Origin of the sequence: Pseudomonas tructae (genome assembly GCF_004214895.1) — a bacterium.
Taxonomy (GTDB): domain Bacteria; phylum Pseudomonadota; class Gammaproteobacteria; order Pseudomonadales; family Pseudomonadaceae; genus Aquipseudomonas; species Aquipseudomonas tructae.
In genome coordinates this window covers 1,779,930-1,800,833 of record NZ_CP035952.1, presented here as the reverse complement: position 1 = coordinate 1,800,833, position 20,904 = coordinate 1,779,930, and the positions used below count along the sequence as shown (strand labels likewise).

The following is a 20,904-nucleotide window of genomic DNA, read 5'->3' as shown; positions in this document are numbered from 1 at the left end:
TAAGCCGCCCGGCACGCAGCCGGGCGGCCGGCGTTGCTAGTCAGCCTGCAGTTGCGCCTGGCCAACAGCGGGCTTGCGGAACACGAACAACAGGCCAATGACGATCAGGCCCATGCCCAGCAGGCTGAGTGCCGCCAGGCGGTTGCCGAAAATCAGGTAGTCCATCACTGCCGTGACTGCCGGCACCAGGTAGAACAGGCTGGTGACATTCACCAGGTTGCCCTGGGCGATCAGCCGGTACAGCAGCAAGGTCGCCAACAGCGACACCACCAGCCCCATCCACAGCAAGGCGCCGACGAAGCTGCCGGTCAGCTCCACCTGCAGCGGCTGAAACGGCGCAAACACGGCACACATCACCAACCCGGCAAAGTACTGCAACGGCAAGGTACCCAGGGGGTTGCGGGTGATGCGCTTTTGCATGATCGAGCCAAAGGTCATGCTCATCAGCGCCAGCAGGGCAAACAGCATCCCCGCCAGTGATACACCACCCAGGTTGATGCCCTGGTAGACCACCATGATCAAGCCGCTCAAGCCCAGGCCCAGGCCGAACAACCGGCTCCAGGAACGCTGGCGCTCCATCAGCACCACGGTGAGGATCGGTTGCACGCCCATGACCGTGGCCATGACCCCGGGGGTCACCTGGGTGTTGAGCGCCAGCAGGTAGAAGATCTGGTAGGCACCCAGCAGCACGCAACCGGTGGCCAGGGCTTGCAGCACTGCCGGGCGCGTGCGCGGCCAGTGCAGCTTGAGCAACGGGCTGAGCAACAGCAGGCCGGCCAGGGCCAGGGCTGAACGCAGCAGCAAGAAGGCAAAGGGGCTGGCATGGGCCAGGCCAAGCTTGGAGACGATCGCCCCGCTACTCCAGAGCAGGACGAACAGGCTGGTAGTGGCCACCGAGACCACGGATTGTTTTGCTAGAACAGACATGAATGCCACCTGTAATTCGGGCAGATAAGCCGAACGGTGCTACGCGCGAGGGGTAGCCAACCGTGTTCAGTAGGGTGCAGGTGTGGGGGACGCAGCGATTGGCTGCTTAGCCCAGCACGACCACCGCTGGCGGTGCAACGATGCACACGACCACGCTACTGACAGGTGGTGGGTAGTGACTGATCATGGCCGGCTGCTGATTCCCGCGCACAACGACAACCGCGTCAGGCGCGGTGGCGAATACGGTGGATGGGCAGGAAGCTGGCATGAGCAGGTCTTCGGTGAAGTGAACTGTGGCTGACTATAGTGGTGAATTTATCGCGGGGCAAGCCCGCTCCCACAGGTACAGTGTAGGAGCGGGCTTGCCCCGCGATGTCTTTCTCAAAACAGCCAGCGATACAACAGATAGGCAACCACCACCGCCAGCACCGGACGCAACACCCGGTAGGCCTTGGGGTTGGCACGTTTGAACTGCTTGACCCGGCTGCTGATCACGTTGCTGAAACGTTTGCTCCAGGCATAGGCCTGGTTGATCCCGCCAACCCGCTCGTCGTCGGTGTTCTGCGGCGCGGTGGCGCGGCCGAGGAAGGCACTGACCTTGCGGTTGATGCGGGTCATCAGCGGGCTGTTGAGCGGCCGCTCGACGTCGCAGAAGAGGATCACCCGGGTGGTTTGGGTTTCGTTCTTGACCCAGTGCACATAGGTCTCGTCGAACATCACGTCTTCACCGTCGCGCCACGCATACACCTGGCCATCGACGTAGATCCGGCAGTCGTCGGAGTTGGGCGTCGACAGGCCCAGGTGATAACGCAAGGAGCCGGCGAACGGATCGCGGTGCGGGTTCAGGTGGCTGCCACCGGGCAGCAAGGCGAACATCGCGCCCTTGACGTTGGGGATGCTGTTGACCAGCTCGACAGTCTTGGGGCACAGCGTTTCGGCCGAAGGCAGCGGCTTGTCATACCATTTCAGGTAAAAACGCTTCCAGCCCTTCTTGAAGAATGAACCGAAGCCGGCGTCGTTGTCTTTCTCGGCGGCGCGGATGTAACCCTCATCGAACAGGTGCATGGCCTCTTCGCGGATCACTTCCCAGTTGTCCTTGAGCACGTCGAGTTCGGGGAAGCGGCTACGGTCCAGGTAGGGCTTGGACGGCACGCCGGAAAACAGGTACATCAGGGCGTTATAAGGGGCGAACAGCGCCGAATGGTTGACGAACTGGCGCAACATTGGCAAACGCGCCTTGCCGCGCAGGTGCACATACAAGGTGCTGCCGAAAAACAGCAGCAGTACACCTGCCTTGGCGACAAAGGAAAAGGTCATGCAACACTCCTTGGAATTTCGATCAGGCCATCGCTGCCAGATTAATCGAGCATGATAAACCGATCCGGCCGCGGTACAAGCCTGCGCGGCGGGCAATCAGTGTTGAGGATTCTGCAACAAACAGCGGCGCCGAACATTGCGCCGGATCAGCGCCGCTGCGGTTTACTGCTGGTTTTCCTGCTCGGTGAACAGGTCGGCAAAGAGCATGCTCGACAGGTAGCGCTCACCGGAGTCCGGCAGGACGACGACGATGGTCTTGCCCTGCATTTCCGGTTTTTCCGCCAGGCGCACTGCGGCGGCCATGGCTGCTCCGGAGGAAATCCCGCAGAGGATGCCCTCTTCCTGCATCAGGCGCAGGGCCATGGCCTTGGACTCCTCGTCAGTGACCAGCTCGACCTGGTCGACCATCGACAAATCCAGGTTCTTGGGCACAAAACCTGCGCCGATGCCCTGGATCTTGTGCGGGCTGGGCTTGATTTCTTCACCGGCGCGGGCCTGGGTGATCACTGGCGAGCTGCTCGGCTCGACCGCCACCGAGAGGATCGCCTTGCCCTTGGTCTGCTTGATGTAGCGCGACACCCCGGTAATGGTGCCGCCGGTACCGACCCCGGCCACCAGCACATCGACCGCGCCGTCGGTATCGTTCCAGATTTCCGGGCCGGTGGTCTTCTCGTGAATCGCAGGGTTGGCCGGGTTCTCGAACTGACCGGGCAAAAAGTACTTCGCAGGGTCGCTGGCAACGAGCTCGTTGGCCTTTTCGATCGCGCCTTTCATGCCCTTGGCCGGGTCGGTGAGTTCCAGCTGCGCGCCCAGGGCCTTGAGCACCTTGCGCCGCTCGATGCTCATCGACGCCGGCATGGTCAGCAGCAGCGTGTAGCCACGGGCGGCGGCGACAAAGGCCAGGCCGATGCCGGTGTTGCCCGAGGTCGGCTCGACGATGGTCATGCCCGGTTTGAGTTTGCCGCTGCTTTCGGCGTCCCAGATCATGTTCGCGCCGATCCGGCACTTGACCGAGTACCCGGGGTTGCGCCCCTCGATCTTGGCCAGCACGGTGACGCCGCGAGGGGCGATGCGGTTGATCTGCACCAGCGGCGTGTTGCCGATGGAATGCGCGTTGTCAGCAAAGATACGGCTCATGGCGGGGTCCTTTTATACACCGGGCGGAAAACTTCAAGGGTAAGCCTGCATCGCCAGTGCGTCCACAACCGGCGAACCCCTGAGGCTGACAGGGGTCAACCGATCACTACCTTGCCGGGAACCGCCGCCGATGAAACGCCGCTATCGCTGGCCCTTGTGGGGGCTGCTGGGTATCACATTGTTACTATTGGCCTTGCACCTGACCCTGCCGCTGCTGGTGCGCAACTACCTCAACGACAAGCTGGCCGACATGGGCGACTACCGCGGGCAGGTCACCGATGTCGACCTGGCGTTGTGGCGCGGCGCCTATAAGATCAACGGCCTGAACATCGTCAAGACCAGTGGCAAGGTGCCGGTGCCCCTGCTTGAAGCGCCATTGATCGACCTCTCGGTCAGCTGGCATTCGCTGTGGCACGACCAGGCGGTGGTCGCCGAGGTAACCTTCCTCAAGCCACAGTTGAACTTCGTCGACGGCGCCAGCAAGCAGAGTTCACAGACCGGCCAGGGCACCGACTGGCGCCAGCAGCTGGAAAAACTGCTGCCGATCACCCTCAACGAAGTGCGCATCGAAGACGGCACCTTGAGTTTTCGCAACTTCAACTCCAGGCCGCCGGTCAACCTCAAGGCCACCCAACTCGATGCCAGCATCCGCAACCTGACCAACGTCGAGGACCGCAAGGGCCGCCGCGATGCCACCTTCGACGCCAAGGCCCGCCTGCTGGGCGATGCCAGTGTCGAAAGCAGCGCCACCTTCGACCCGTTCAGCGACTTCGACGACTTCAAGTTCCGCCTGCGCGCCACCGCTATCGAGCTGCGCCGGCTCAATGACTTCGCCAGCGCCTATGGCAAGTTCGACTTCAATGCCGGCCACGGCGACCTGGTGATCGAGGCGCAAGCGCAAAACGGCAGGCTCACCGGCTACATCAAACCGCTGCTGCGTGATGTCGATGTGTTCAACTGGCAGCAGGACGTTCAGAACCAGGACAAGGGCTTTTTCCGCTCGATCTGGGAAGCACTGGTCGGCGGCAGCGAAACCGTGCTGAAGAACCAGGGCAAGAACCAGTTCGCCACCCGCGTGGAACTCAGCGGCAGCGTGCATAAAAGCGATATCAGTGCCTTCGAGGCGTTTTTGCAAATATTGCGCAACGGCTTTGTCCAGGCCTTCAACGCCCGTTATGAGCAAACGCCGCCCAAGGCTGACTGAGTCACCAAGTGACGGCCCATTCAGAGACTGAATGGACCGTCTGCGTTCCCACTCGCCCAGAGCCCGCGTTATAGTCGTGCATGAGAATTTTTCCGCCAGGGGGACCACGTATCCCCGGCGCTACGTTAGAGGATCGGTTCATGAAGTTCGAAGGCACCAGCGCATATGTCGCGACAGACGACCTGAAACTGGCGGTCAACGCGGCGATCACCCTGGAGCGGCCGCTGCTGGTCAAGGGCGAGCCAGGCACCGGCAAGACCATGCTCGCCGAACAGCTGGCCGAATCCTTTGACGCCAAGCTGATCACCTGGCACATCAAGTCGACCACCAAGGCGCACCAGGGCCTCTACGAGTACGACGCGGTCAGCCGCCTGCGCGACTCGCAACTGGGCGTCGACAAGGTCCACGATGTGCGCAACTACCTGAAGAAAGGCAAGCTCTGGGAGGCTTTCGAGTCCGAAGAGCGGGTCATTCTGCTGATCGACGAAATCGACAAGGCCGACATCGAGTTCCCCAACGACCTGTTGCAGGAACTGGACAAGATGGAGTTCTACGTTTACGAGACCGATGAGACGATCAAGGCCAAGCAGCGCCCGATCATCATCATTACCTCGAACAACGAAAAAGAGCTGCCGGACGCCTTCCTGCGCCGCTGCTTCTTCCACTACATCGCCTTCCCTGACCGCACCACCCTGCAGCAGATCGTCGATGTGCATTACCCTAACATCAAGAAGGACCTGGTCAGCGAAGCGCTGGACGTGTTCTTCGACGTGCGCAAGGTCCCGGGCCTGAAGAAAAAACCGTCCACCTCCGAGCTGGTCGACTGGCTCAAGCTGCTGATGGCCGACAACATTGGCGAGGCGGTGCTGCGCGAACGCGATCCGACCAAGGCCATCCCGCCGCTGGCCGGGGCCCTGGTCAAGAACGAACAGGACGTGCAGTTGCTCGAACGCCTGGCCTTCATGAGCCGTCGCGGTAACCGCTGAGCCGGGAGCAATAGCCATGCTGCTCAATCTGTTCAATGAAATGCGCGCGGCCAAGGTGCCGGTTTCGGTGCGCGAACTGCTCGATTTGCTCAACGCACTCAAGCAACGCGTAACCTTTGCCGACATGGACGAGTTCTACTATTTGTCGCGGGCCATCCTGGTCAAGGACGAGCGCCATTTCGACAAGTTCGACCGGGCGTTTTCGGCCTACTTCAATGGCCTGGAGAACCTCGACCGGCACCTGGAGGCGCTGATCCCCGAAGACTGGCTGCGCAAGGAATTCGAGCGCTCGCTGAGCGACGAGGAGCGCGCGCAGATCCAGTCCCTGGGCGGTCTGGACAAGCTGATCGAAGAGTTCAAGAAACGCCTGGAAGAGCAAAAGGAACGCCATGCCGGCGGCAACAAATGGATCGGCACCGGCGGCACCAGCCCGTTCGGCTCGGGCGGTTTCAACCCCGAGGGCATTCGCGTCGGCGATGCCGGCAAGCGCCAGGGCAAGGCGGTCAAGGTCTGGGATCAACGCGAGTACAAGAACCTCGACGATCAGGTCGAGCTGGGCACGCGCAATATCAAGCTGGCCCTGCGCCGATTGCGCAAGTTCGCCCGTCAGGGGGCGGCCGAAGAGCTGGACATCGACGGCACTATCGACCATACCGCCCGCGACGCCGGCCTGCTCAATATCCAGATGCGCCCCGAACGGCGCAACAGCGTCAAGTTGTTGCTGCTGTTCGACATCGGTGGCTCGATGGATGCCCACGTGAAGATCTGCGAAGAACTGTTCTCGGCCTGCAAGACCGAGTTCAAGCATCTGGAGTATTACTACTTCCACAACTTCGTCTACGAGTCGCTGTGGAAGAATAACCTGCGCCGGACTTCCGAGCGCACCTCGACCCTGGACCTGCTGCACAAGTACGGCGCCGACTACAAGGTGGTGTTCGTCGGTGACGCGGCCATGGCGCCCTACGAGATCACCCAACCGGGTGGCAGCGTCGAGCACTGGAACGAAGAAGCCGGCTACGTGTGGATGCAGCGTTTCATGGAGAAGTACAAGAAGCTCATCTGGATCAACCCCTACCCGAAGGAAACCTGGGGCTATACGGCGTCGACCAACATCGTTCGCGAGCTGGTCGAGGAGCGGATGTTTCCGTTGACCTTGCGTGGGCTAGAGGAAGGGATGCGGTTTTTGTCCAAGTGAAGCATCGCGGGGCAAGCCCGCTCCCACTGTGGGAGCGGGCTTGCCCCGCGATCATTGAACAAACCGCTGAATGAATGTCCGCTGCTCAAGCCACGCCATCTCCTGCACCACCGGCCTAAAGCGCACCACCGTCCCCGGCAGCATCTGCGCCAGCCGCGCCAGCGCCAGCGGCGTCAACGCCCCCAGGCGTGGGTAACCGCCAATGGTCTGGCGATCATTGAGCAGGACGATCGGCTGACCATCGGGCGGCACCTGCACCGCGCCCAAGGGAATCCCCTCCGAGATCATCGCCGGCCCCTGGTACTGCAACACCGGCCCCAGCAGGCGAATGCCCATGCGATCAGCCCGGCTGTCGAGGGTCCAGTCGCGGTTGAACGCTTCGAACAGGCTCAAGCCGCTGAAATCACCGATCTGCGCGCCCAGCAACAGGTCAAGCGGCGCTCGGTCGGTGAAGTCCGGCCAGAACCCCTCCGGTACTTCCCTGTGCGCCGGGGCCACACCGTCATATTCCAGCTGTTGCCCTTTGGTCAGCGGCGAGCCCAGGCCATCCAGGCCGCCCAGTTCTTCGCGCACCACGCTGGCACAGCTGCCCAGCAGCAACGGCGCCTTGAAGCCACCGGGCGCTGCGATATACGCCCTGGCGCCGTGTAGCGGCTGGTTGAGGCGCAGGCGCTGGCCCCTGCGCATGCTGAAACTGCGCCAAGGCTTGAGCGGCTGGCCGTCGAGCCGTGCGTCCAGGTCGGCGCCGGCCAGGGCCAGGCAGCAATCCTGCTCGGCAATCAGGCTGAAACCACCGAGGGTGACCTCAACCACCGCCGCCTCAGGCCGGTTGCCCAGCAGCCAGTTGGCCCAACGCATCGACACCCAGTCCAGTGCCCCGCCCTGGGTTACGCCCAGGTGGCGCACGCCAAAGCGCCCGGTATCCTGCAACAGACACAGGGGCGTGCTGGCCTCGATCGACAACTGGCTCATGCCTGTGCCTCCAGCGGCGTATCGTCGCCGCCCAGGTTGATGAAGGTCGCGCGCTCAACTGCCACGAAGCGCACCCGGTCACCCGGCTGCAGCAGGCTGTAGCCTTCGCGTTGACGGTCAAAGAGTTTGCTCGGGGTGCGCCCGATCAGGTTCCAGCCGCCGGGGGAAACCGCGGGATAGGCCGCGGTCTGGCGCTCGGCAATGCCCACGCTGCCCGCCGCCACGCGTTTGCGCGGGGTGGCCAGGCGCGGTGCGGCCAATGCCTCCTCAACCAGGCCCATGAAGGCGAAGCCCGGGGCAAAGCCCAGGGCGAAGACCTGATACTCACGCTCACTGTGACGACGCACGATGTCCGCCACCGAGCTCTGGCAACGTTCGGCCAGCAGCTTGAGTTCCGGGCCGACACTCAGGTCATACCACACCGGGATCTCATGCAGGCGCCCCGTGCTGCCGGTGTCCGCCTGCAGGTCACTGAGGGCTGCACGGATGCGCGCCTGTGCCTGCGCGGGTGACACCTGGAGCAGGTCGAAGTGCACCATCAGCGTGGTATAGGACGGCACCAGGTCGATCAGTTGCTCGGCAAAAGCGCTGCGCAGGCGCTGGCTGGCGGCGAGCATCCACGGCATGTTGCTTTCGTCGATGGCATCGAACAGGCGCACCATCAGGCAATCGATGGCCACCACCTCAATCCGATAGTTCATGGCACCACCTGGGCATCAAGGGCCTGGCGGATCTGCCGCACGGCGGCGATCGAGCTGTCATTGTCGCCATGCACGCACAGGGTCTGGGCCTGCAAGCGCAAGGCGCTGCCATCGCTGGCGGTCAACGGCTCGCCCCGGGCCAGGCGCAAGGCCTGCTCGACGATCACTGCCCGATCATGGTGCACCGCCCCCGGCAGCCGCCGCGACACCAGGTGGCCGGCGGCGTCATAGGCGCGGTCGGCGAAGGCCTCGAACCACAAGGTCACGCCGTATTCATCGCCCAACGCCTGGGCCGCACTGTTGTCGGCGGTGGCCATCAGCATCAACGGCAACTGTCGGTCGTAAGCGGCCAGCGCTTGGAGTACGGCGCGCAGCTTGAGCGGGTCGGCCATCATGTCGTTGTACAACGCGCCATGGGGTTTGACGTAGGCCACCTGCGTGCCCTGGGTACGGCAAATGCCGTCCAGGGCGCCGATCTGGTAGTGCAGCAGGTCGCGAATCTCTTCGACGCTGCAGGCCATGGAGCGGCGGCCGAAACCGGCCAGGTCCGGGTAGGCCGGGTGAGCGCCGATGCGCACCTGGCTGGCCACGGCCAGGGCCACGGTCTTGCGCATGATCCCAGGGTCGCCGGCGTGAAAGCCGCAGGCGATGTTGGCGCAGTCAACATAGGGCATGACCTGGGCGTCCAGCCCCATGGTCCAGCTGCCGAAACTTTCACCCATATCGCAATTCAATAGCAGGCGGCTCACGCGTGATACTCCTTCAGGCTCGGCTTCAATGGGCGTCAAGTTGTTTGCCGCGGGTTTCCGGCAGGCTCAAGGCTGCCAGGATTACCACCCCATAGGACACCGCGGCAAATGCACCGATGCCCAGGCCCAGGGAGATCTTCTGGCTGAGCAGGCCGATCAGCAGCGGGAAGAACGCCGCCAGGGCGCGGCCGATGTTGTAGCAAAAGCCCTGGCCCGAGCCGCGGATACGGGTGGGAAACAGCTCGGTGAGAAACGCGCCCATGCCGCTGAAGATTCCCGAGGCGAAAAAACCCAAGGGGAAACCCAGCCACAGCATCACCCCGTCACTGACCGACATCTGGGTGTAGAGCAGGACGATGATGAAAGAACCGACGGCGAACAGGATGAAGTTCTTTTTCCGCCCCAGCAGGTCAGTCAGGTAGGCACTGATCACATAGCCGATGTAGGAGCCGAAGATCACCATCGCCAGGTAGCCACCAGTGCCCAGCACACTCAGGCCGCGCTCGTTCTTGAGGAAGGTCGGCAGCCACGAGGTGATGGCGTAGTAACCGCCCAGGGCACCGGTGGTCAGCAGTGAGGCACGAATCGTGGTGAAGAGCATGCCCGGGGCGAAGATTTCATAGAAGTGCGAAGGTGCTTCGGTTTTCTCGGCAGCCTTGGCCTGCCGGTAGATCTCCGGGTCCTTGACCAGGCGACGAACGAAAATCACGAACACCGCCGGCACGATGCCCAACAGGAACAGCGCACGCCAGGCATCTTCGGGCGGCAGCAGCGAGAACAGCACGGCATACAGGATTGCCGTCAGGCCCCAGCCGATGGCCCAGCCGGACTGCACCATGCCCACCGCCTTGCCACGGTCCTGGGCACGGATCACCTCACCGATCAGCACCGCGCCAGCGGTCCATTCACCGCCAAAGCCAAAGCCCATCAGGGTGCGGGCAATCAACAGCTGCTCGTAGCTCTGGGCAAAGCCGCAGAGGAAGGTGAAAAATGCAAACCACAGCACCGTCAGTTGCAGGGTGCGCACGCGGCCGATGCGGTCGGAGAGAATGCCGGCGATCCAGCCACCGAGGGCCGAGGCGATCAGGGTGCTGGTGTGAATCAGCCCGGCCTCGGCGGTGGTGATGCCCCACAGGGCGATCAGGGTGGGGATGACGAAGCTGAGCATCTGGGTGTCCATGCCATCCAGGCCATAACCGATCTTGCAGCTCCAGAAGGTCCGGCGTTCCTGCTTGTTGATGTTACGGTACCAGTCGAAAGGTCCCGCCACAGACCTGGATTTGACCTGTTGCTGCACGCCCGATGGGTTCATGGTTGCCTCAGCTTGTTGGTATTGTTTTAACGACGACAGCATGTGTCGCGGCCTGAGGATCATTTTTCGACGGGCGCAGGTTGTCGTCCAACGAGAAAAACCAGCTGTCTGGCATAAGAAAAACTTGATCAGCGAGCGCGCCATGAACCTCAAATTCCTCGAAACCTTCGTCTGGGTGGCCCGGCTCAAGAGCTTTCGCCTGACCGCCGAAAAGCTCTTCACCACCCAGGCCTCGATCTCCAGCCGCATTGCTGCGCTTGAGGCGGACCTTGGGGTCAGGTTGCTGCTGCGCGACTCCCGCGGTGTGAGCCTGACCCCCGAAGGCTGCAAGGTGCTCGAATACGCCGAACAGATGCTCGACACCGCCAAGGCCCTCAAGCAGTCGCTGGACAGCGACCGGGCCAAGGCCGGGCGGATTCGCATTGGCGTGATGGACACGGTGATCCATACCTGGATGAGCCCGCTGGTGTCGGAGCTGATGGAGCGCTACCCCCAGGTGGAAATCGAATTGGTCGCCGATACTGCACTGAACTTGCGTGAACAGCTGCAAAAAGGCTTTCTCGATGTGATTCTGCAAACCGACCTGCTGCGACAGGAAAGCATCCGCAGCCTGGACCTGGCGCGCTACCCCATGGGCTGGATCGTTGCCAGCCAATCGATCTACAACCGCGACTACGCCTCGCTGGCGGACCTCGCCCGCGAACGCATCATCACCTTCTCGAAGAACTCGCGGCCGCACCAGGAAGTGCTCAGTCTGTTGCAGGCCGAAGGCGTCGGCGCACCCCGGCTGAACTGCGTGAACTCGGTGGCTGCGATTACCCGCTTGCTGCGCGACGGTTTTGGTATCGGTGCCCTGCCGCCAGCGCTGGTCAGCGAAGAGCTGGCCCGTGGCGAACTGGTACTGCTGCCGCTGGCCCGGCAACCACCGAGCCTGGAACTGGTGGTGGCCTGGCAGACCGGCGTCGAGCTGGTCGAGGAAGTGGTACAGCTGTGCCGCAATGTTTTGCAGCGCTACGCCCGCGATGCCGGGCCGCAGCGCATCGTGCTGGTCTAGCGCCAGCTCTCCTGCACGGCCTTGCGGCGCCCGCCCAGGGCCACCCAGCCGAGCAACAGTAGCAGGCTCTCGACCAGCAGCGCCAGCAGCAGCGCGCAGCTCAGGCCCCAGGCCAGGGCCTCGGGGTTGAGGAGGATCTGGTAGCGGTAGCCGTTGAGGGTTTCTTCGCGCAATTGCGGGTTGGCGCTGACCAGCACATGCCAGGTTTTCGCCAGCCACGGCCCTTGCACAATCTGCCATTCCTGCTCGAACTGGCGGTTGCGGATCATCAGGCTTTCGATGCTGTTGGCATCACTGGTGAACACCGGATCGTCGCTGCTGCGGTAATGCCGCAACAAGGCCTGCAGGTCGCCGTTGAAAAATCGCCTGGCAGTGTCCTCAAAGCCCTTGAGGCCCTCGCGTGATTCCAGCAGGTGCGCCTCGACCCGCTGGCTGTAGTCAACGATATAGCCCGGGACCTGCAGGCCAACCAGCAGACCGCAGGTAAACAACAGCAAGCGCAGGTAACTTCTGAACATGGGGCTGATCCTTAGCTGGCCTGGCCTTCGGCGATGCATTCGCCACGGCGCCACAGGGCCCATTGGCCGGGCTCGTAACGGTGCCAGGTTTCGTTCTCGGTGAGGGCTTCGGTGGCGATCACCGTGACCACATCTTTAGGGGTGGTTTCAGCCTGGAAGTCGACGATCATATCGACGTCCTTCAGCCGCGCCGGGCCGAACGGTGCGCGTCGGGTGATGTGCACAAGCTTGGTCGAACAGAAGCAGAACAACCAGTCGCCGTCGCTGAGCAGGCAGTTGAACACACCCTTGCCACGGAACCCGGCGCAGGCCTCGACCAGCACCGGCAGCAGTTGCTCGACCTCCACCGGCTCAGGGAAGGCCTCGCGTACGCGGTTGAGCAGGTCGCAGAACGCCGCTTCGCTGTCGGTGTCGCCAATCGGCCGGTAGAAGGTCGCCTGGCCCTTGAACTCGCCGAGCTGGCCGTTGTGCGCAAAACACCAGTTGCGGCCCCACAGCTCGCGCACGAACGGATGGGTGTTGGACAGGCAAACCTTGCCAACGTTGGCCTGGCGAATGTGGCCGATCACCACCTCGCTCTTGATCGGATAGCGCTGCACCAGGTTGGCGACTTCCGATTCACAGCTTGCCGCCGGGTCCTGGAACAGACGCAAGCCACGGCCCTCGTAGAAGCCGATGCCCCAGCCGTCACGGTGCGGACCGGTGCGCCCACCGCGCTGCATCAGCCCGGTGAAGCTGAAAACGATATCGGTCGGCACATTGGCGCTCATGCCCAGTAGTTCACACATGCTTGGCTGCTCCGGGCAAGTCCTACAGTCGCGGCTCGACCCGCGTGCCACTGCCGCCCAATGGCGCTGCGGGTGGCGGGTTACGGTAGCGGTCACTGCGATCGGCGGCAAACGGCTCATCGTTCACCGGTTCTTCGGCCTCACGCTTGGCAGCCGCTTCGGCCTGCTCGCGGCGGGCTTTGGCACGCCGCTCCAGCGGCCAGCGGATGAGCACGAACACCGCATACAGAGTGAAGGCGATCATGCCGTACATGGCCAGGTCCGCAGCGGCACGCAGGGCGTTGTTGCCGACCTTGAACAGGGTATCGAGAGCGGCAATGGCAATGGCCGGGGCGAACTTCTCCTTGACCGGGTCGACGATGGTCGGGGTCAGCAGCAGTACCGCCATCACCACCCGCAGCGGTTCGCGCAGCCAACGCCACATCCAGCCGGTCAGGCGAAAGCCCACCAACAGGCACCCCAGGGCGGCAAGGGCGTAGAGGCCCCAGGCGAGCAGATAGTCGTTCTCGGTCATGGTGTCCGTGGCAAGCTAGGCAAATAGACGCTTATGATAAACACTTTTCCGCGCGCAGGCGCCCCCCAGCCAAGAGAACCCCGCATGTCCGCAGACGCCACCGCTCCCCGCGCCCCGATTGCCCACAAGGCCGATGGTGCCGATCCCTATGCCTGGCTGCAGCAACGCGATACCCCCGAGGTACTGGCTTACCTGAACGCCGAGAACGCATACCAGGAGGCGCAACTGGCCGCTCAGGCGCCGCTGCGCGAACAGTTGTTCGAAGAGATCAAGGCGCGCATCCTCGAAACCGACCTGTCGCTGCCCTCGCCCTGGGGCCCGTACTTGTATTACACCCGCACCACCGCCGGTGACGAGTACGCCCGGCATTACCGCTGCCCACGCCCGGCCGACGACTCCAACACGGTCGATGAAAGCCGCGAAGAGCTGCTGCTTGACCCCAACGCGTTGGCCAACGGGGGGTTCCTGTCCCTGGGCGCCTTCAGCATCAGCCCTGACCACCAACGCCTGGCCTACAGCCTGGATACCAGCGGCGACGAAATCTACACCCTGTACGTCAAGGAGCTGGCCAGCGGCGCCATCGAGCAGCTGCCGTTCGAGGACTGCGACGGCAGCATGACCTGGGCCAACGACAACCAGACGCTGTTCTTCGCCGAACTGGACGACACCCATCGCCCGCACAAGCTGCTGCGCCATCGCCTGGGCAGCGGCAGTGTCGAGGCGGTCTATGAAGAGGCCGACGGCCGCTTCTTTCTGCACTGCTACCGCGCCAGCTCCGAGCGCCAACTGATCCTGCTGCTCAACAGCAAGACCACCAGCGAAGCCTGGGTACTCGACGCCGAACACCCCGAGCAGGCCTTCACCTGCCTGGCACCACGGGTCGAAGACCACGAGTACTACCCGGACCATGGCCAGCTTGATGGCCAGTGGCGCTGGTTCATCCGCAGCAACCAGGACGGCATCAACTTCGCTCTGTACCAGGCCGACGCCGATGGCGTGCCGACCCGCGAGCAATGGCAACTGCTGGTGGCCCATCGCGACACGGTGATGCTCGAAGGCCTGACCCTCAATGCCAGCGCCCTGACCCTGAGCCTGCGCGAAGGCGGCCTGCCGATCATCGAGGTACGCCCGCAAGGCCAGCCGAGCTATCGCGTGGAACTGCCGGACGCCGCCTACAGCCTGTACGTGCAAGACAGCCTGGAATTCGTCAGTACGCGCATTCGCCTGCGCTACCAGTCGCTCAACCGTCCGGCCCAGGTGCGTCAGCTGGAACTGGCCAACGGTGCCCAGCAAGTGCTCAAGCAAACCCCGGTGCTTGGCCCGTTCGACCCGGACGCCTATGTCAGCCAGCGCCTGTGGGCCACCGCCGCCGATGGCACCCAGGTGCCGATCAGCCTGGTGCAGCGCCGCGCCGATCTCGGCAAGCCGGTGCCGCTGTATCTCTACGGCTACGGCGCCTATGGCGAAAGCCTCGACCCGTGGTTCTCCCATGCCCGCCTGAGCCTGCTCGACCGCGGCGTGGCCTTTGCCATCGCCCACGTGCGTGGCGGCGGTGAACTGGGGGAAGCCTGGTACCGCGCTGGCAAGCAGGAGCACAAGCACAACACCTTTGGCGACTTCATTGCCTGCGCCGAACACCTGATCGCCCAGGGCGTGACCTGCGCCGACCAGTTGGCGATCAGCGGCGGCAGCGCCGGTGGCCTGCTGATCGGCGCGGTGCTCAACCAGCGCCCGGAGCTGTTCAAGGCGGCGATTGCCGAAGTACCGTTCGTCGACGTGCTCAATACCATGCTCGACCCCGAGCTGCCGCTGACCGTCACCGAATACGACGAGTGGGGCAACCCGCAAGAACCCGAGGTGTACGCACGCATCAAGGCCTACGCACCGTATGAAAACGTCCGTGCCCAGGCCTACCCTGCCCTGCTGGTGATTGCCGGGTACAACGACAGCCGCGTGCAGTACTGGGAGGCGGCCAAGTGGGTGGCGCGCCTGCGCGTGACCAAGACCGACGCCAACCTGCTGCTGCTCAAGACCGAAATGGGCGCCGGCCATGGCGGCATGAGCGGACGCTACCAGGGGCTGCGCGATGTGGCATTGGAATACGCCTTCGTATTTAACGTGCTGGGCGTGGTGTAAATCGGAAAACGTGTTGTCTGATCTACCAAATCGCGGGGCAAGCCCGCTCCTACAGTCTTTGTAGGAGCGGGCTTGCCCCGCGATGCGCCCCCTCAGACACCATAAATCTAAAAGAACGACACACATGCCTGAACCCACCCACCTCAACAACGAAATCCGCGACATGCTCATGGACTGCGGCCTGTTCGACCAGTTGCTGCCTGGCGACTTCCAGGCCGCAGCCGGCTATTTCAGCATCAGCAGCATGGGCGAAGGCGCGCAGATCTTTAACGAAGGCGATGCCGGCACCTTCATGTGCATCATCCATCACGGCGTGGTGTCGGTGCGCAAGACCGACGCCGAGCAGCGCCAGGTAGAAATCGCCACCCTGCGCAAGGGCCGCGCCTTCGGCGAAATGGCTGTGCTCGATGGCGAACGGCGCTCGGCCAGTTGCGTGGCCGCCAGCGATTGCCAGTTGCTCAACCTGGGCAAGGACTCACTGGAAAAGATGCTCAATGACGCACCGAAGATCGCCGCCAAGATCATCCGCGCCCTGGCCGTGGCCCTGTCCCGGCGCCTGCGCATGCAGGACGGTCAGCGCGTGGCGCAGCAGGTCTAGTCGGACTTGCCCTTGTTGCCTTCCGGGCTCAAACCGGGCAAGGGTTGATCTTTGGGCGGCGTGGGCACCGGCATCGGTGGCAGCAGCGGCGCGCCCGGCTTGGCGTCGCCCGCACGGGGAATGCTGCTGGGCGTGACCTGCGGGTACGGCGTTGGCGTGGCGGTACCCGGCGCTCCAGGCACCGGGGTGGCCAGGCGTGGCTGCAGGTCGGCGGCCACGGCGCAGGGCAGGCTGGCACAGATCAGCAAGGCAATGATCGCGTAACGCATGCGCAGGCTCCTTGAGGGTCCTGCCTACAGGCTACTCCCACCGCGCACGGTTTGCCTGTCCGAATTGGCCGCCAACGGGCTAAACTTCAAGGCATAACCGTAACAAGCCCGAGAAAAGGTAATCCCATGAGTTCGTCATCCTCTGCCGCCGCCACCGCACGGCTCGACCGCATCCTCGCCGACGCCAAGCGCGACAAGGAAATGGGCTACCGCGACAAGGCCCTGCGCATGTACCCCCACGTGTGTGGCCGCTGCGCCCGAGAGTTTGCCGGCAAGCGCCTGAGCGAGCTGACCGTGCACCACCGCGACCACAACCACGACAACAACCCCCAGGACGGCTCCAACTGGGAGCTGCTGTGCCTGTACTGCCACGACAACGAACACTCGCGCTATACCGACCAGCAGTATTTCAGCGAAGGTTCCACCAGCAGCCCGAGCATCGCCAAGGCCACGCACAATCCGTTCGCGGCCCTGGCCGGCATGCTGAAAAAGGACTGAGCGCCCAAGCGCACCCCACAGACGCCGGCAAGCCCGTATAATCGCGTCTTTTTTGCGAAGGGCCCCGGCACGTGGCGAACAAACGGTACAGCTGCATTGGTCTGTTCAACCCCAAGTCAGCAGAGAACGTCGGTTCCGTGATGCGCGCGGCGGGCTGCTACGGCGTCAACTCGGTGTTCTACACCGGCAAGCGCTATGAGCGCGCCCGCGACTTCGTCACCGACACCAAGCGTGTGCACTACGACATTCCGCTGATCGGCATCGATGACCTGCAGAAGATCATCCCCCTGGGCTGCACACCTGTGGCCGTGGAATTGATCGACGGCGCCCGGCCGCTGCCCGAATACACCCACCCGGACCGCGCCCTCTACATCTTCGGCCCCGAAGACGGCTCCCTCGACCCGAGCGTGCGTGCCTGGTGCGAAGAGACCATCTACATTCCGACCAACGGTTGCATGAACCTTGCCGCCACGGTCAACGTGGTGCTCTACGACCGTCTGGCCAAGGGCCTGAACACCCGCTCCGGGCCGAAGTTCAAGTAAGCCTTTAACGCAACAGCTTGCTTTGCAACACCTCGGAGGACTTACCCAGCACGCTCTCGCTGAGCTGGATGAACTCTGCAGTGTTGACGCTGTTCAGGCGCATCATTGCCCGGGTGACATCATCCAGCGAGCGCTGGTTATGGGTGTGCAGGCGAATTTCCTGGTCCAGCGCCCGCAGCAACAGCACGCCACGGGCGATCACCGCGCTGTCGACCTGCGCGCCACGCAAACTGCTGACCTTCTTGCCACTGCGCTCAAGGCTCGCCTGCTGGGCCTGATAGCGCTCCTCGGTCATGCCGCCGGCACGGCGTAGCAGTTCACTGGCATAGTATTCGGCCAGGCTTTCGGCGATCCAGTCGCTATCCTCGCGGTCGTTGATCTGCGCAAACACATGCACCAGCTCGCGCAGCAGCGGGCTTGAACCGTTCTCGCTGACCAGCGGGCGGCTGCTGTGCAGGTAAATGGAGTTATGCCCGGCCCGGGCACCGCGCCACAGCTCGTCGCGGGCACCGACCAGCAGCAACTTGGGCGGGTTACGCGGGAACACTGCCTGCAACTGCGGCCAGATGAAGGTCAGCAGGGTCAGGTTGTCCAGGCGCCGCATGGCCTGGCCTTGCGGCGCGGCAACACTGACTTCGGTTTCGCCCAGGCGCGCCCGGCGGGTGCCGATGCTCCCGGCGAGCATCCAGCCGGTCGGGCGGTCGAACAGGCGCGAGACGTTATCGATACGAAAGCGATTCTTGCCGATGCGCGGCCAGGGTGTCTCGACGCTCTTCCAGCCCTTGGGCAGCTCGAAGCTCAGGCGCGCCACCAGTTCGGTACCGTCGTGCTGATCGAGGCGCGCCGGTGGTACCAGGTCATCGCCACGAAACAGCGCCCAACCGGGGGTCATGCGGGTTTCATAGGCGCCGCCCTTGAGCCGTTGGCTCAGGTGCACCTTGTAGCTGAGCTGGCTCTTGCCCGCCGCTGGCTGCCAACGGCCGCGCTGCGTGTCGCCCTGCAGTTGCCATTGACCGTCGGCCTTGAAGTCGCTGTAGGCGCCGTCCTGGCCCAGGTCAAAGTCGAGGCTGCGCACGCTGGCGCCATCGCCCAGGGTCACGCGCACTTCGGCCTGCTCGCTCTGCGGCAGCAAGCGCACGTGGTAATCCAGATCGACTTTTTTCGCCCAGGCCGCTGAACTGGCCAGCAGGCCCAACAGCAACCACCAATGGCAACGCACAGGCATACACAAGCTCCTTGTTCCCCCAAACGCAAAACCGACAAGCCTGGGCAGCTCAACCGGCGCGGAATATCAGATAGTCTTCCCAATCGTCTTCATCGACGCTGTCTTCACTGAGCATGCGCCCGGATTGTGAAATCCGCTGCTTGTGCACCTGTTCTCGATCACCGCAGACCAGATGATGCCAGCCGGGCAGGTCCTTGCCCTCGCTGACCAGGCGATAACCACAGGTGGTCGGCAGCCATTTGAACTGATCGGCCTTGCCCGGCGTCAGCTGGATGCAATCGGGCACGATCTGCATGCGCTGCGGATAATCACTGCACTGGCAGGTCTTGAGGTCGAGCAATTTGCAGGCGATCCGCGTGTAATAGACGCTGTTGTCGTCTTCATCTTCAAGCTTTTGCAGGCAGCACAGGCCACAGCCGTCACACAGCGACTCCCACTCCTGCGGGTTGAGTTGCTCGAGGGTTTTACGCATCCAGAATGGATTGGCGTTGGCAGTCATGTAGCGGGTGTCCTGTTTCAATTTGTACGCAGCGGCGCGGCGGCGCCAGTCTAGGGCCTGTCACCGGGCATTGCCAGACCGCTTGTCAGCGCTGGTATGACACAGTAGTTTGACCAGCGGTCACCTCACCAACTCTCAGGAACTCAAGATGAGTGCAAATCCTCGCGTTGCCGATCACGCCATCAACGAACAGTTCATTCAGCGCTGGTCACCGCGCGCCTTCACTGGCGAGCCGATCGACCAGGCCACCCTGCTCAGCTTCCTTGAAGCGGCACGCTGGGCGCCGTCGGCCTACAACTCGCAACCTTGGCGCTTTCTCTATGCGCGTCGCGACACGCCGAACTGGGAACGCTTCCTGGGTTTGCTCAACGAGTTCAACCGCAGCTGGGCCCAGCACGCCTCGGCCCTGGTGATCATCCTCTCCAAGACCACCTTTACCGCGCCTGGCGCCAGTGAAGAAACCCCAGCCCTGTGGCACACCTTCGACACCGGCTCCGCCTGGGGCCACCTGGCGTTGCAAGCGAGCCTGAGCGGCTGGCACACCCACGGCATGGCCGGTTTTGACCAGGAGCTGACCCGCAAGGAGCTCAAAGTGCCTGAAGGCTACGTCCTGCACGCGGCCGTGGCGATCGGCAAGCTGGGTGACAAGGCGAGCCTGGCTGAAGGCCTGCAGGCCCGCGAGGTGCCAAGCCCGCGGCGGCCGTTGGGCGAGTTGGCGGCTGAAGGGGACTTCACCCTTTAACCGGATTCGCGGGGCAAGTCGAGGCGTCGCACCGCCGCTCCCACATTGATCAAACTGTGGGAGCGGGCTTGCCCCGCGATGTTTTTAATAGCCGCGCTGAAAATCCACTTCCCCACGCAACGCTTCACCCGCCTGATACGCCCGCAGATTCTCGACGAACAAGCGCACCATCGCCGCCGGCGAGGTCGGTGCCGAGCTGTGCCCGGTCAGCAGCAAGCCCCAGGCGGTCCAGAACGGATGGCGCTGAGGCAGTGGTTCCTGGCGGCAGACATCGATCACCGCGCCTGCCAGGTGGCCCTTTTTCAAGGCCTCGACCAGGTCGCCATCGACCACCGCCACCCCTCGCCCGGCATTGATGAACAAGGCCTCGGGGTTGAAACGCTGGAACAGCGCGGCATCGTACAGATCCCGCGTCGCCGGGGTGTCGGGCAGCAGGTTGAGCACGTAGTCGACCTCAGCGACCAGGCGTCCCAGATCAGCCAGGCCGGCCACTTCGATGAACGGGGCCTGCTCGCGAGGCTGGCTGGCAATGCCATACAGCTGCACGCCAAACGGCAACAGAAACTCCGCCACCCGCTGGCCGATATCGCCGGTCCCGACAATCAGCACCCGGCGCCCTTCCAGGCTGCGCCCGGGTCGATCATCCCATTTGCGCTCGACCTGGCTGACCAACCGTGCCATCACCTCACGCTCATGGCCGAGCATGTAGGTCAGCATGTACTCGGCCATCACCTGGCCGAAGATGCCCACCGCCCGGGTCAGGCGGTAGTCGCGCTGCAAGCCTTCAGCCAACAGCGGTGTGATCCCGGCCCAGGTCGATTGCAGCCACTGCGGCTGATGGCCCTGGCGCAACAAGGTTGCCAGCAGGTCCGGCTGGCCCAGCCATACCGGGCTGTTGGCGGCCAGGGCGGCCAGTTCCGCCGAATCACCACTGCTCAGGACCTCCAGGTCCGGTGCCATCTCGCGCAGCAGGCGAGCGTAGAGGGCATGATCCTGTTCAGCGATCAAAACACGCATGTTC

General features: G+C 63.3%; 24 protein-coding genes. 9 read left to right on the top strand and 15 right to left on the bottom strand.

Features of this window, described 5'->3' with window-relative positions:
• Positions 1-36 precede the first annotated feature (36 nt).
• From EXN22_RS08320 to cysK, 4 genes are all read right to left on the bottom strand, one after another.
• Positions 37-927: a DMT family transporter gene (locus EXN22_RS08320; protein WP_130263606.1), complete on the bottom strand. Its 891-nt coding sequence runs from the start codon at positions 925-927 to the stop codon at positions 37-39.
• Between the two features lie 106 nt (positions 928-1,033).
• Positions 1,034-1,195 carry a hypothetical protein gene (locus tag EXN22_RS26160; protein WP_165392196.1) on the bottom strand — a complete coding sequence of 54 codons (162 nt, stop codon included), beginning with the start codon at positions 1,193-1,195 and terminating at the stop codon, positions 1,034-1,036.
• Between the two features lie 113 nt (positions 1,196-1,308).
• Positions 1,309-2,244 carry an aspartyl/asparaginyl beta-hydroxylase domain-containing protein gene (locus tag EXN22_RS08315; protein WP_130263605.1) on the bottom strand — a complete coding sequence of 312 codons (936 nt, stop codon included), beginning with the start codon at positions 2,242-2,244 and terminating at the stop codon, positions 1,309-1,311.
• Positions 2,245-2,406: 162 nt separating this feature from the next.
• The gene (gene cysK / locus EXN22_RS08310; protein WP_130263604.1) at positions 2,407-3,381 is read right to left on the bottom strand and encodes a cysteine synthase A; all 975 of its coding nucleotides are present in this window, start codon (positions 3,379-3,381) and stop codon (positions 2,407-2,409) included.
• A gap of 130 nt (positions 3,382-3,511) precedes the next feature.
• On the opposite strand from cysK, the gene EXN22_RS08305 reads away from it, so the two are divergent.
• The 3 genes from EXN22_RS08305 to EXN22_RS08295 all read left to right on the top strand — a co-directional run bounded on the left by EXN22_RS08305 (position 3,512) and on the right by EXN22_RS08295 (position 6,766).
• Positions 3,512-4,585 (top strand): AsmA family protein, encoded by a 1,074-nt coding sequence (locus tag EXN22_RS08305; RefSeq protein ID WP_130263603.1) that lies wholly within the window; start codon positions 3,512-3,514, stop codon positions 4,583-4,585.
• 140 nt (positions 4,586-4,725) lie between these two features.
• Entirely contained in the window at positions 4,726-5,571 is an 846-nt protein-coding gene (locus tag EXN22_RS08300) for an AAA family ATPase (protein WP_130263602.1), read from the top strand.
• Positions 5,572-5,587: 16 nt separating this feature from the next.
• Complete coding sequence (locus EXN22_RS08295) at positions 5,588-6,766, top strand: vWA domain-containing protein (protein ID WP_130263601.1); 1,179 nt, start codon at positions 5,588-5,590, stop codon at positions 6,764-6,766.
• Positions 6,767-6,817: 51 nt separating this feature from the next.
• Here EXN22_RS08295 and EXN22_RS08290 read toward each other — a convergent pair whose 3' ends face one another.
• Genes EXN22_RS08290 through EXN22_RS08275 form a run of 4 tightly spaced genes read right to left on the bottom strand, consistent with a single transcriptional unit; the run spans position 6,818 to position 10,500 of the window.
• Complete coding sequence (locus EXN22_RS08290; RefSeq protein WP_130263600.1) at positions 6,818-7,738, bottom strand: 5-oxoprolinase subunit C family protein; 921 nt, start codon at positions 7,736-7,738, stop codon at positions 6,818-6,820.
• A complete protein-coding gene (gene pxpB, locus EXN22_RS08285; RefSeq protein WP_130263599.1) occupies positions 7,735-8,439 on the bottom strand; it encodes a 5-oxoprolinase subunit PxpB in 705 nt (234 codons plus the stop codon). Before pxpB ends, EXN22_RS08290 begins: the two co-directional genes overlap by 4 nt.
• On the bottom strand, positions 8,436-9,161 hold the full coding sequence (locus EXN22_RS08280; protein WP_233281721.1) for a 5-oxoprolinase subunit PxpA: 726 nt from the start codon (positions 9,159-9,161) through the stop codon (positions 8,436-8,438). The genes pxpB and EXN22_RS08280 overlap by 4 nt, the downstream gene beginning before the upstream one ends.
• Positions 9,162-9,213: 52 nt before the next feature.
• Positions 9,214-10,500: an MFS transporter gene (locus EXN22_RS08275; protein ID WP_130263597.1), complete on the bottom strand. Its 1,287-nt coding sequence runs from the start codon at positions 10,498-10,500 to the stop codon at positions 9,214-9,216.
• A 142-nt stretch (positions 10,501-10,642) separates the two neighbouring features.
• Here EXN22_RS08275 and EXN22_RS08270 point away from each other — a divergent pair, with 142 nt between their 5' ends.
• Positions 10,643-11,554, top strand: coding sequence for a LysR family transcriptional regulator (locus tag EXN22_RS08270; RefSeq protein ID WP_130263596.1), 912 nt, complete (start codon positions 10,643-10,645; stop codon positions 11,552-11,554).
• On the opposite strand, the gene EXN22_RS08265 is transcribed toward EXN22_RS08270, so the two are convergent.
• From EXN22_RS08265 to EXN22_RS08255, 3 genes are read right to left on the bottom strand one after another with little or no spacing between them, the layout of a single operon-like run.
• A complete protein-coding gene (locus EXN22_RS08265) occupies positions 11,551-12,072 on the bottom strand; it encodes a DUF2937 family protein (protein ID WP_130263595.1) in 522 nt (173 codons plus the stop codon). The two genes, EXN22_RS08270 and EXN22_RS08265, sit on opposite strands and share 4 nt — an antisense overlap.
• Before the next feature lie 11 nt (positions 12,073-12,083).
• Positions 12,084-12,860 carry a class II glutamine amidotransferase gene (locus EXN22_RS08260; RefSeq protein ID WP_130263594.1) on the bottom strand — a complete coding sequence of 259 codons (777 nt, stop codon included), beginning with the start codon at positions 12,858-12,860 and terminating at the stop codon, positions 12,084-12,086.
• A gap of 22 nt (positions 12,861-12,882) precedes the next feature.
• The gene (locus EXN22_RS08255; protein ID WP_130263593.1) at positions 12,883-13,374 is read right to left on the bottom strand and encodes an MFS transporter; all 492 of its coding nucleotides are present in this window, start codon (positions 13,372-13,374) and stop codon (positions 12,883-12,885) included.
• Positions 13,375-13,458: 84 nt separating this feature from the next.
• Here EXN22_RS08255 and EXN22_RS08250 point away from each other — a divergent pair, with 84 nt between their 5' ends.
• Together EXN22_RS08250 and EXN22_RS08245 are read left to right on the top strand one after the other, a co-directional pair.
• Positions 13,459-15,510 (top strand): S9 family peptidase, encoded by a 2,052-nt coding sequence (locus EXN22_RS08250; protein WP_130263592.1) that lies wholly within the window; start codon positions 13,459-13,461, stop codon positions 15,508-15,510.
• Positions 15,511-15,634: 124 nt separating this feature from the next.
• Entirely contained in the window at positions 15,635-16,108 is a 474-nt protein-coding gene (locus EXN22_RS08245) for a cyclic nucleotide-binding domain-containing protein (RefSeq protein ID WP_130263591.1), read from the top strand.
• Here the strand turns inward: EXN22_RS08245 and EXN22_RS08240 are convergent.
• Entirely contained in the window at positions 16,105-16,377 is a 273-nt protein-coding gene (locus EXN22_RS08240; protein ID WP_130263590.1) for a hypothetical protein, read from the bottom strand. The two genes, EXN22_RS08245 and EXN22_RS08240, sit on opposite strands and share 4 nt — an antisense overlap.
• Positions 16,378-16,503: 126 nt before the next feature.
• On the opposite strand from EXN22_RS08240, the gene EXN22_RS08235 reads away from it, so the two are divergent.
• Positions 16,504-16,875, top strand: a complete 372-nt coding sequence (locus EXN22_RS08235) for a YajD family HNH nuclease (protein ID WP_038996595.1) — start codon at positions 16,504-16,506, stop codon at positions 16,873-16,875.
• Between the two features lie 71 nt (positions 16,876-16,946).
• Positions 16,947-17,417, top strand: a complete 471-nt coding sequence (locus EXN22_RS08230) for an RNA methyltransferase (protein ID WP_130263589.1) — start codon at positions 16,947-16,949, stop codon at positions 17,415-17,417.
• A gap of 4 nt (positions 17,418-17,421) precedes the next feature.
• Here the strand turns inward: EXN22_RS08230 and EXN22_RS08225 are convergent, their stop codons facing one another.
• Together EXN22_RS08225 and EXN22_RS08220 are read right to left on the bottom strand one after the other, a co-directional pair.
• Positions 17,422-18,636, bottom strand: coding sequence for a hypothetical protein (locus tag EXN22_RS08225; protein WP_130266778.1), 1,215 nt, complete (start codon positions 18,634-18,636; stop codon positions 17,422-17,424).
• Positions 18,637-18,691: 55 nt separating this feature from the next.
• A complete protein-coding gene (locus tag EXN22_RS08220) occupies positions 18,692-19,141 on the bottom strand; it encodes a YcgN family cysteine cluster protein (protein WP_130263588.1) in 450 nt (149 codons plus the stop codon).
• Positions 19,142-19,289: 148 nt separating this feature from the next.
• On the opposite strand from EXN22_RS08220, the gene EXN22_RS08215 reads away from it, so the two are divergent.
• Positions 19,290-19,883 carry a nitroreductase family protein gene (locus EXN22_RS08215; RefSeq protein ID WP_130263587.1) on the top strand — a complete coding sequence of 198 codons (594 nt, stop codon included), beginning with the start codon at positions 19,290-19,292 and terminating at the stop codon, positions 19,881-19,883.
• 84 nt (positions 19,884-19,967) lie between these two features.
• Here EXN22_RS08215 and EXN22_RS08210 read toward each other — a convergent pair whose 3' ends face one another.
• Positions 19,968-20,900, bottom strand: coding sequence for a D-2-hydroxyacid dehydrogenase (locus EXN22_RS08210; protein ID WP_130263586.1), 933 nt, complete (start codon positions 20,898-20,900; stop codon positions 19,968-19,970).
• Positions 20,901-20,904 lie beyond the last annotated feature (4 nt).

Coding starts and splice junctions, on each gene's coding strand:
- EXN22_RS08270 (WP_130263596.1), top strand. CDS start 10,643: ATGAACCTCAAATTCCTCGAAACCTTCGTCTGGGTGGCCCGGCTCAAG.
- EXN22_RS08300 (WP_130263602.1), top strand. CDS start 4,726: ATGAAGTTCGAAGGCACCAGCGCATATGTCGCGACAGACGACCTGAAA.
- EXN22_RS08320 (WP_130263606.1), bottom strand. CDS start 927: ATGTCTGTTCTAGCAAAACAATCCGTGGTCTCGGTGGCCACTACCAGC.
- EXN22_RS08260 (WP_130263594.1), bottom strand. CDS start 12,860: ATGTGTGAACTACTGGGCATGAGCGCCAATGTGCCGACCGATATCGTT.
- EXN22_RS08240 (WP_130263590.1), bottom strand. CDS start 16,377: ATGCGTTACGCGATCATTGCCTTGCTGATCTGTGCCAGCCTGCCCTGC.
- EXN22_RS08220 (WP_130263588.1), bottom strand. CDS start 19,141: ATGACTGCCAACGCCAATCCATTCTGGATGCGTAAAACCCTCGAGCAA.
- EXN22_RS08265 (WP_130263595.1), bottom strand. CDS start 12,072: ATGTTCAGAAGTTACCTGCGCTTGCTGTTGTTTACCTGCGGTCTGCTG.
- EXN22_RS08315 (WP_130263605.1), bottom strand. CDS start 2,244: ATGACCTTTTCCTTTGTCGCCAAGGCAGGTGTACTGCTGCTGTTTTTC.
- EXN22_RS08275 (WP_130263597.1), bottom strand. CDS start 10,500: ATGAACCCATCGGGCGTGCAGCAACAGGTCAAATCCAGGTCTGTGGCG.
- cysK (WP_130263604.1), bottom strand. CDS start 3,381: ATGAGCCGTATCTTTGCTGACAACGCGCATTCCATCGGCAACACGCCG.
- EXN22_RS26160 (WP_165392196.1), bottom strand. CDS start 1,195: ATGCCAGCTTCCTGCCCATCCACCGTATTCGCCACCGCGCCTGACGCG.
- EXN22_RS08250 (WP_130263592.1), top strand. CDS start 13,459: ATGTCCGCAGACGCCACCGCTCCCCGCGCCCCGATTGCCCACAAGGCC.
- EXN22_RS08245 (WP_130263591.1), top strand. CDS start 15,635: ATGCCTGAACCCACCCACCTCAACAACGAAATCCGCGACATGCTCATG.
- EXN22_RS08235 (WP_038996595.1), top strand. CDS start 16,504: ATGAGTTCGTCATCCTCTGCCGCCGCCACCGCACGGCTCGACCGCATC.
- pxpB (WP_130263599.1), bottom strand. CDS start 8,439: ATGAACTATCGGATTGAGGTGGTGGCCATCGATTGCCTGATGGTGCGC.
- EXN22_RS08280 (WP_233281721.1), bottom strand. CDS start 9,161: ATGGGTGAAAGTTTCGGCAGCTGGACCATGGGGCTGGACGCCCAGGTC.
- EXN22_RS08210 (WP_130263586.1), bottom strand. CDS start 20,900: ATGCGTGTTTTGATCGCTGAACAGGATCATGCCCTCTACGCTCGCCTG.
- EXN22_RS08290 (WP_130263600.1), bottom strand. CDS start 7,738: ATGAGCCAGTTGTCGATCGAGGCCAGCACGCCCCTGTGTCTGTTGCAG.
- EXN22_RS08295 (WP_130263601.1), top strand. CDS start 5,588: ATGCTGCTCAATCTGTTCAATGAAATGCGCGCGGCCAAGGTGCCGGTT.
- EXN22_RS08255 (WP_130263593.1), bottom strand. CDS start 13,374: ATGACCGAGAACGACTATCTGCTCGCCTGGGGCCTCTACGCCCTTGCC.
- EXN22_RS08215 (WP_130263587.1), top strand. CDS start 19,290: ATGAGTGCAAATCCTCGCGTTGCCGATCACGCCATCAACGAACAGTTC.
- EXN22_RS08305 (WP_130263603.1), top strand. CDS start 3,512: ATGAAACGCCGCTATCGCTGGCCCTTGTGGGGGCTGCTGGGTATCACA.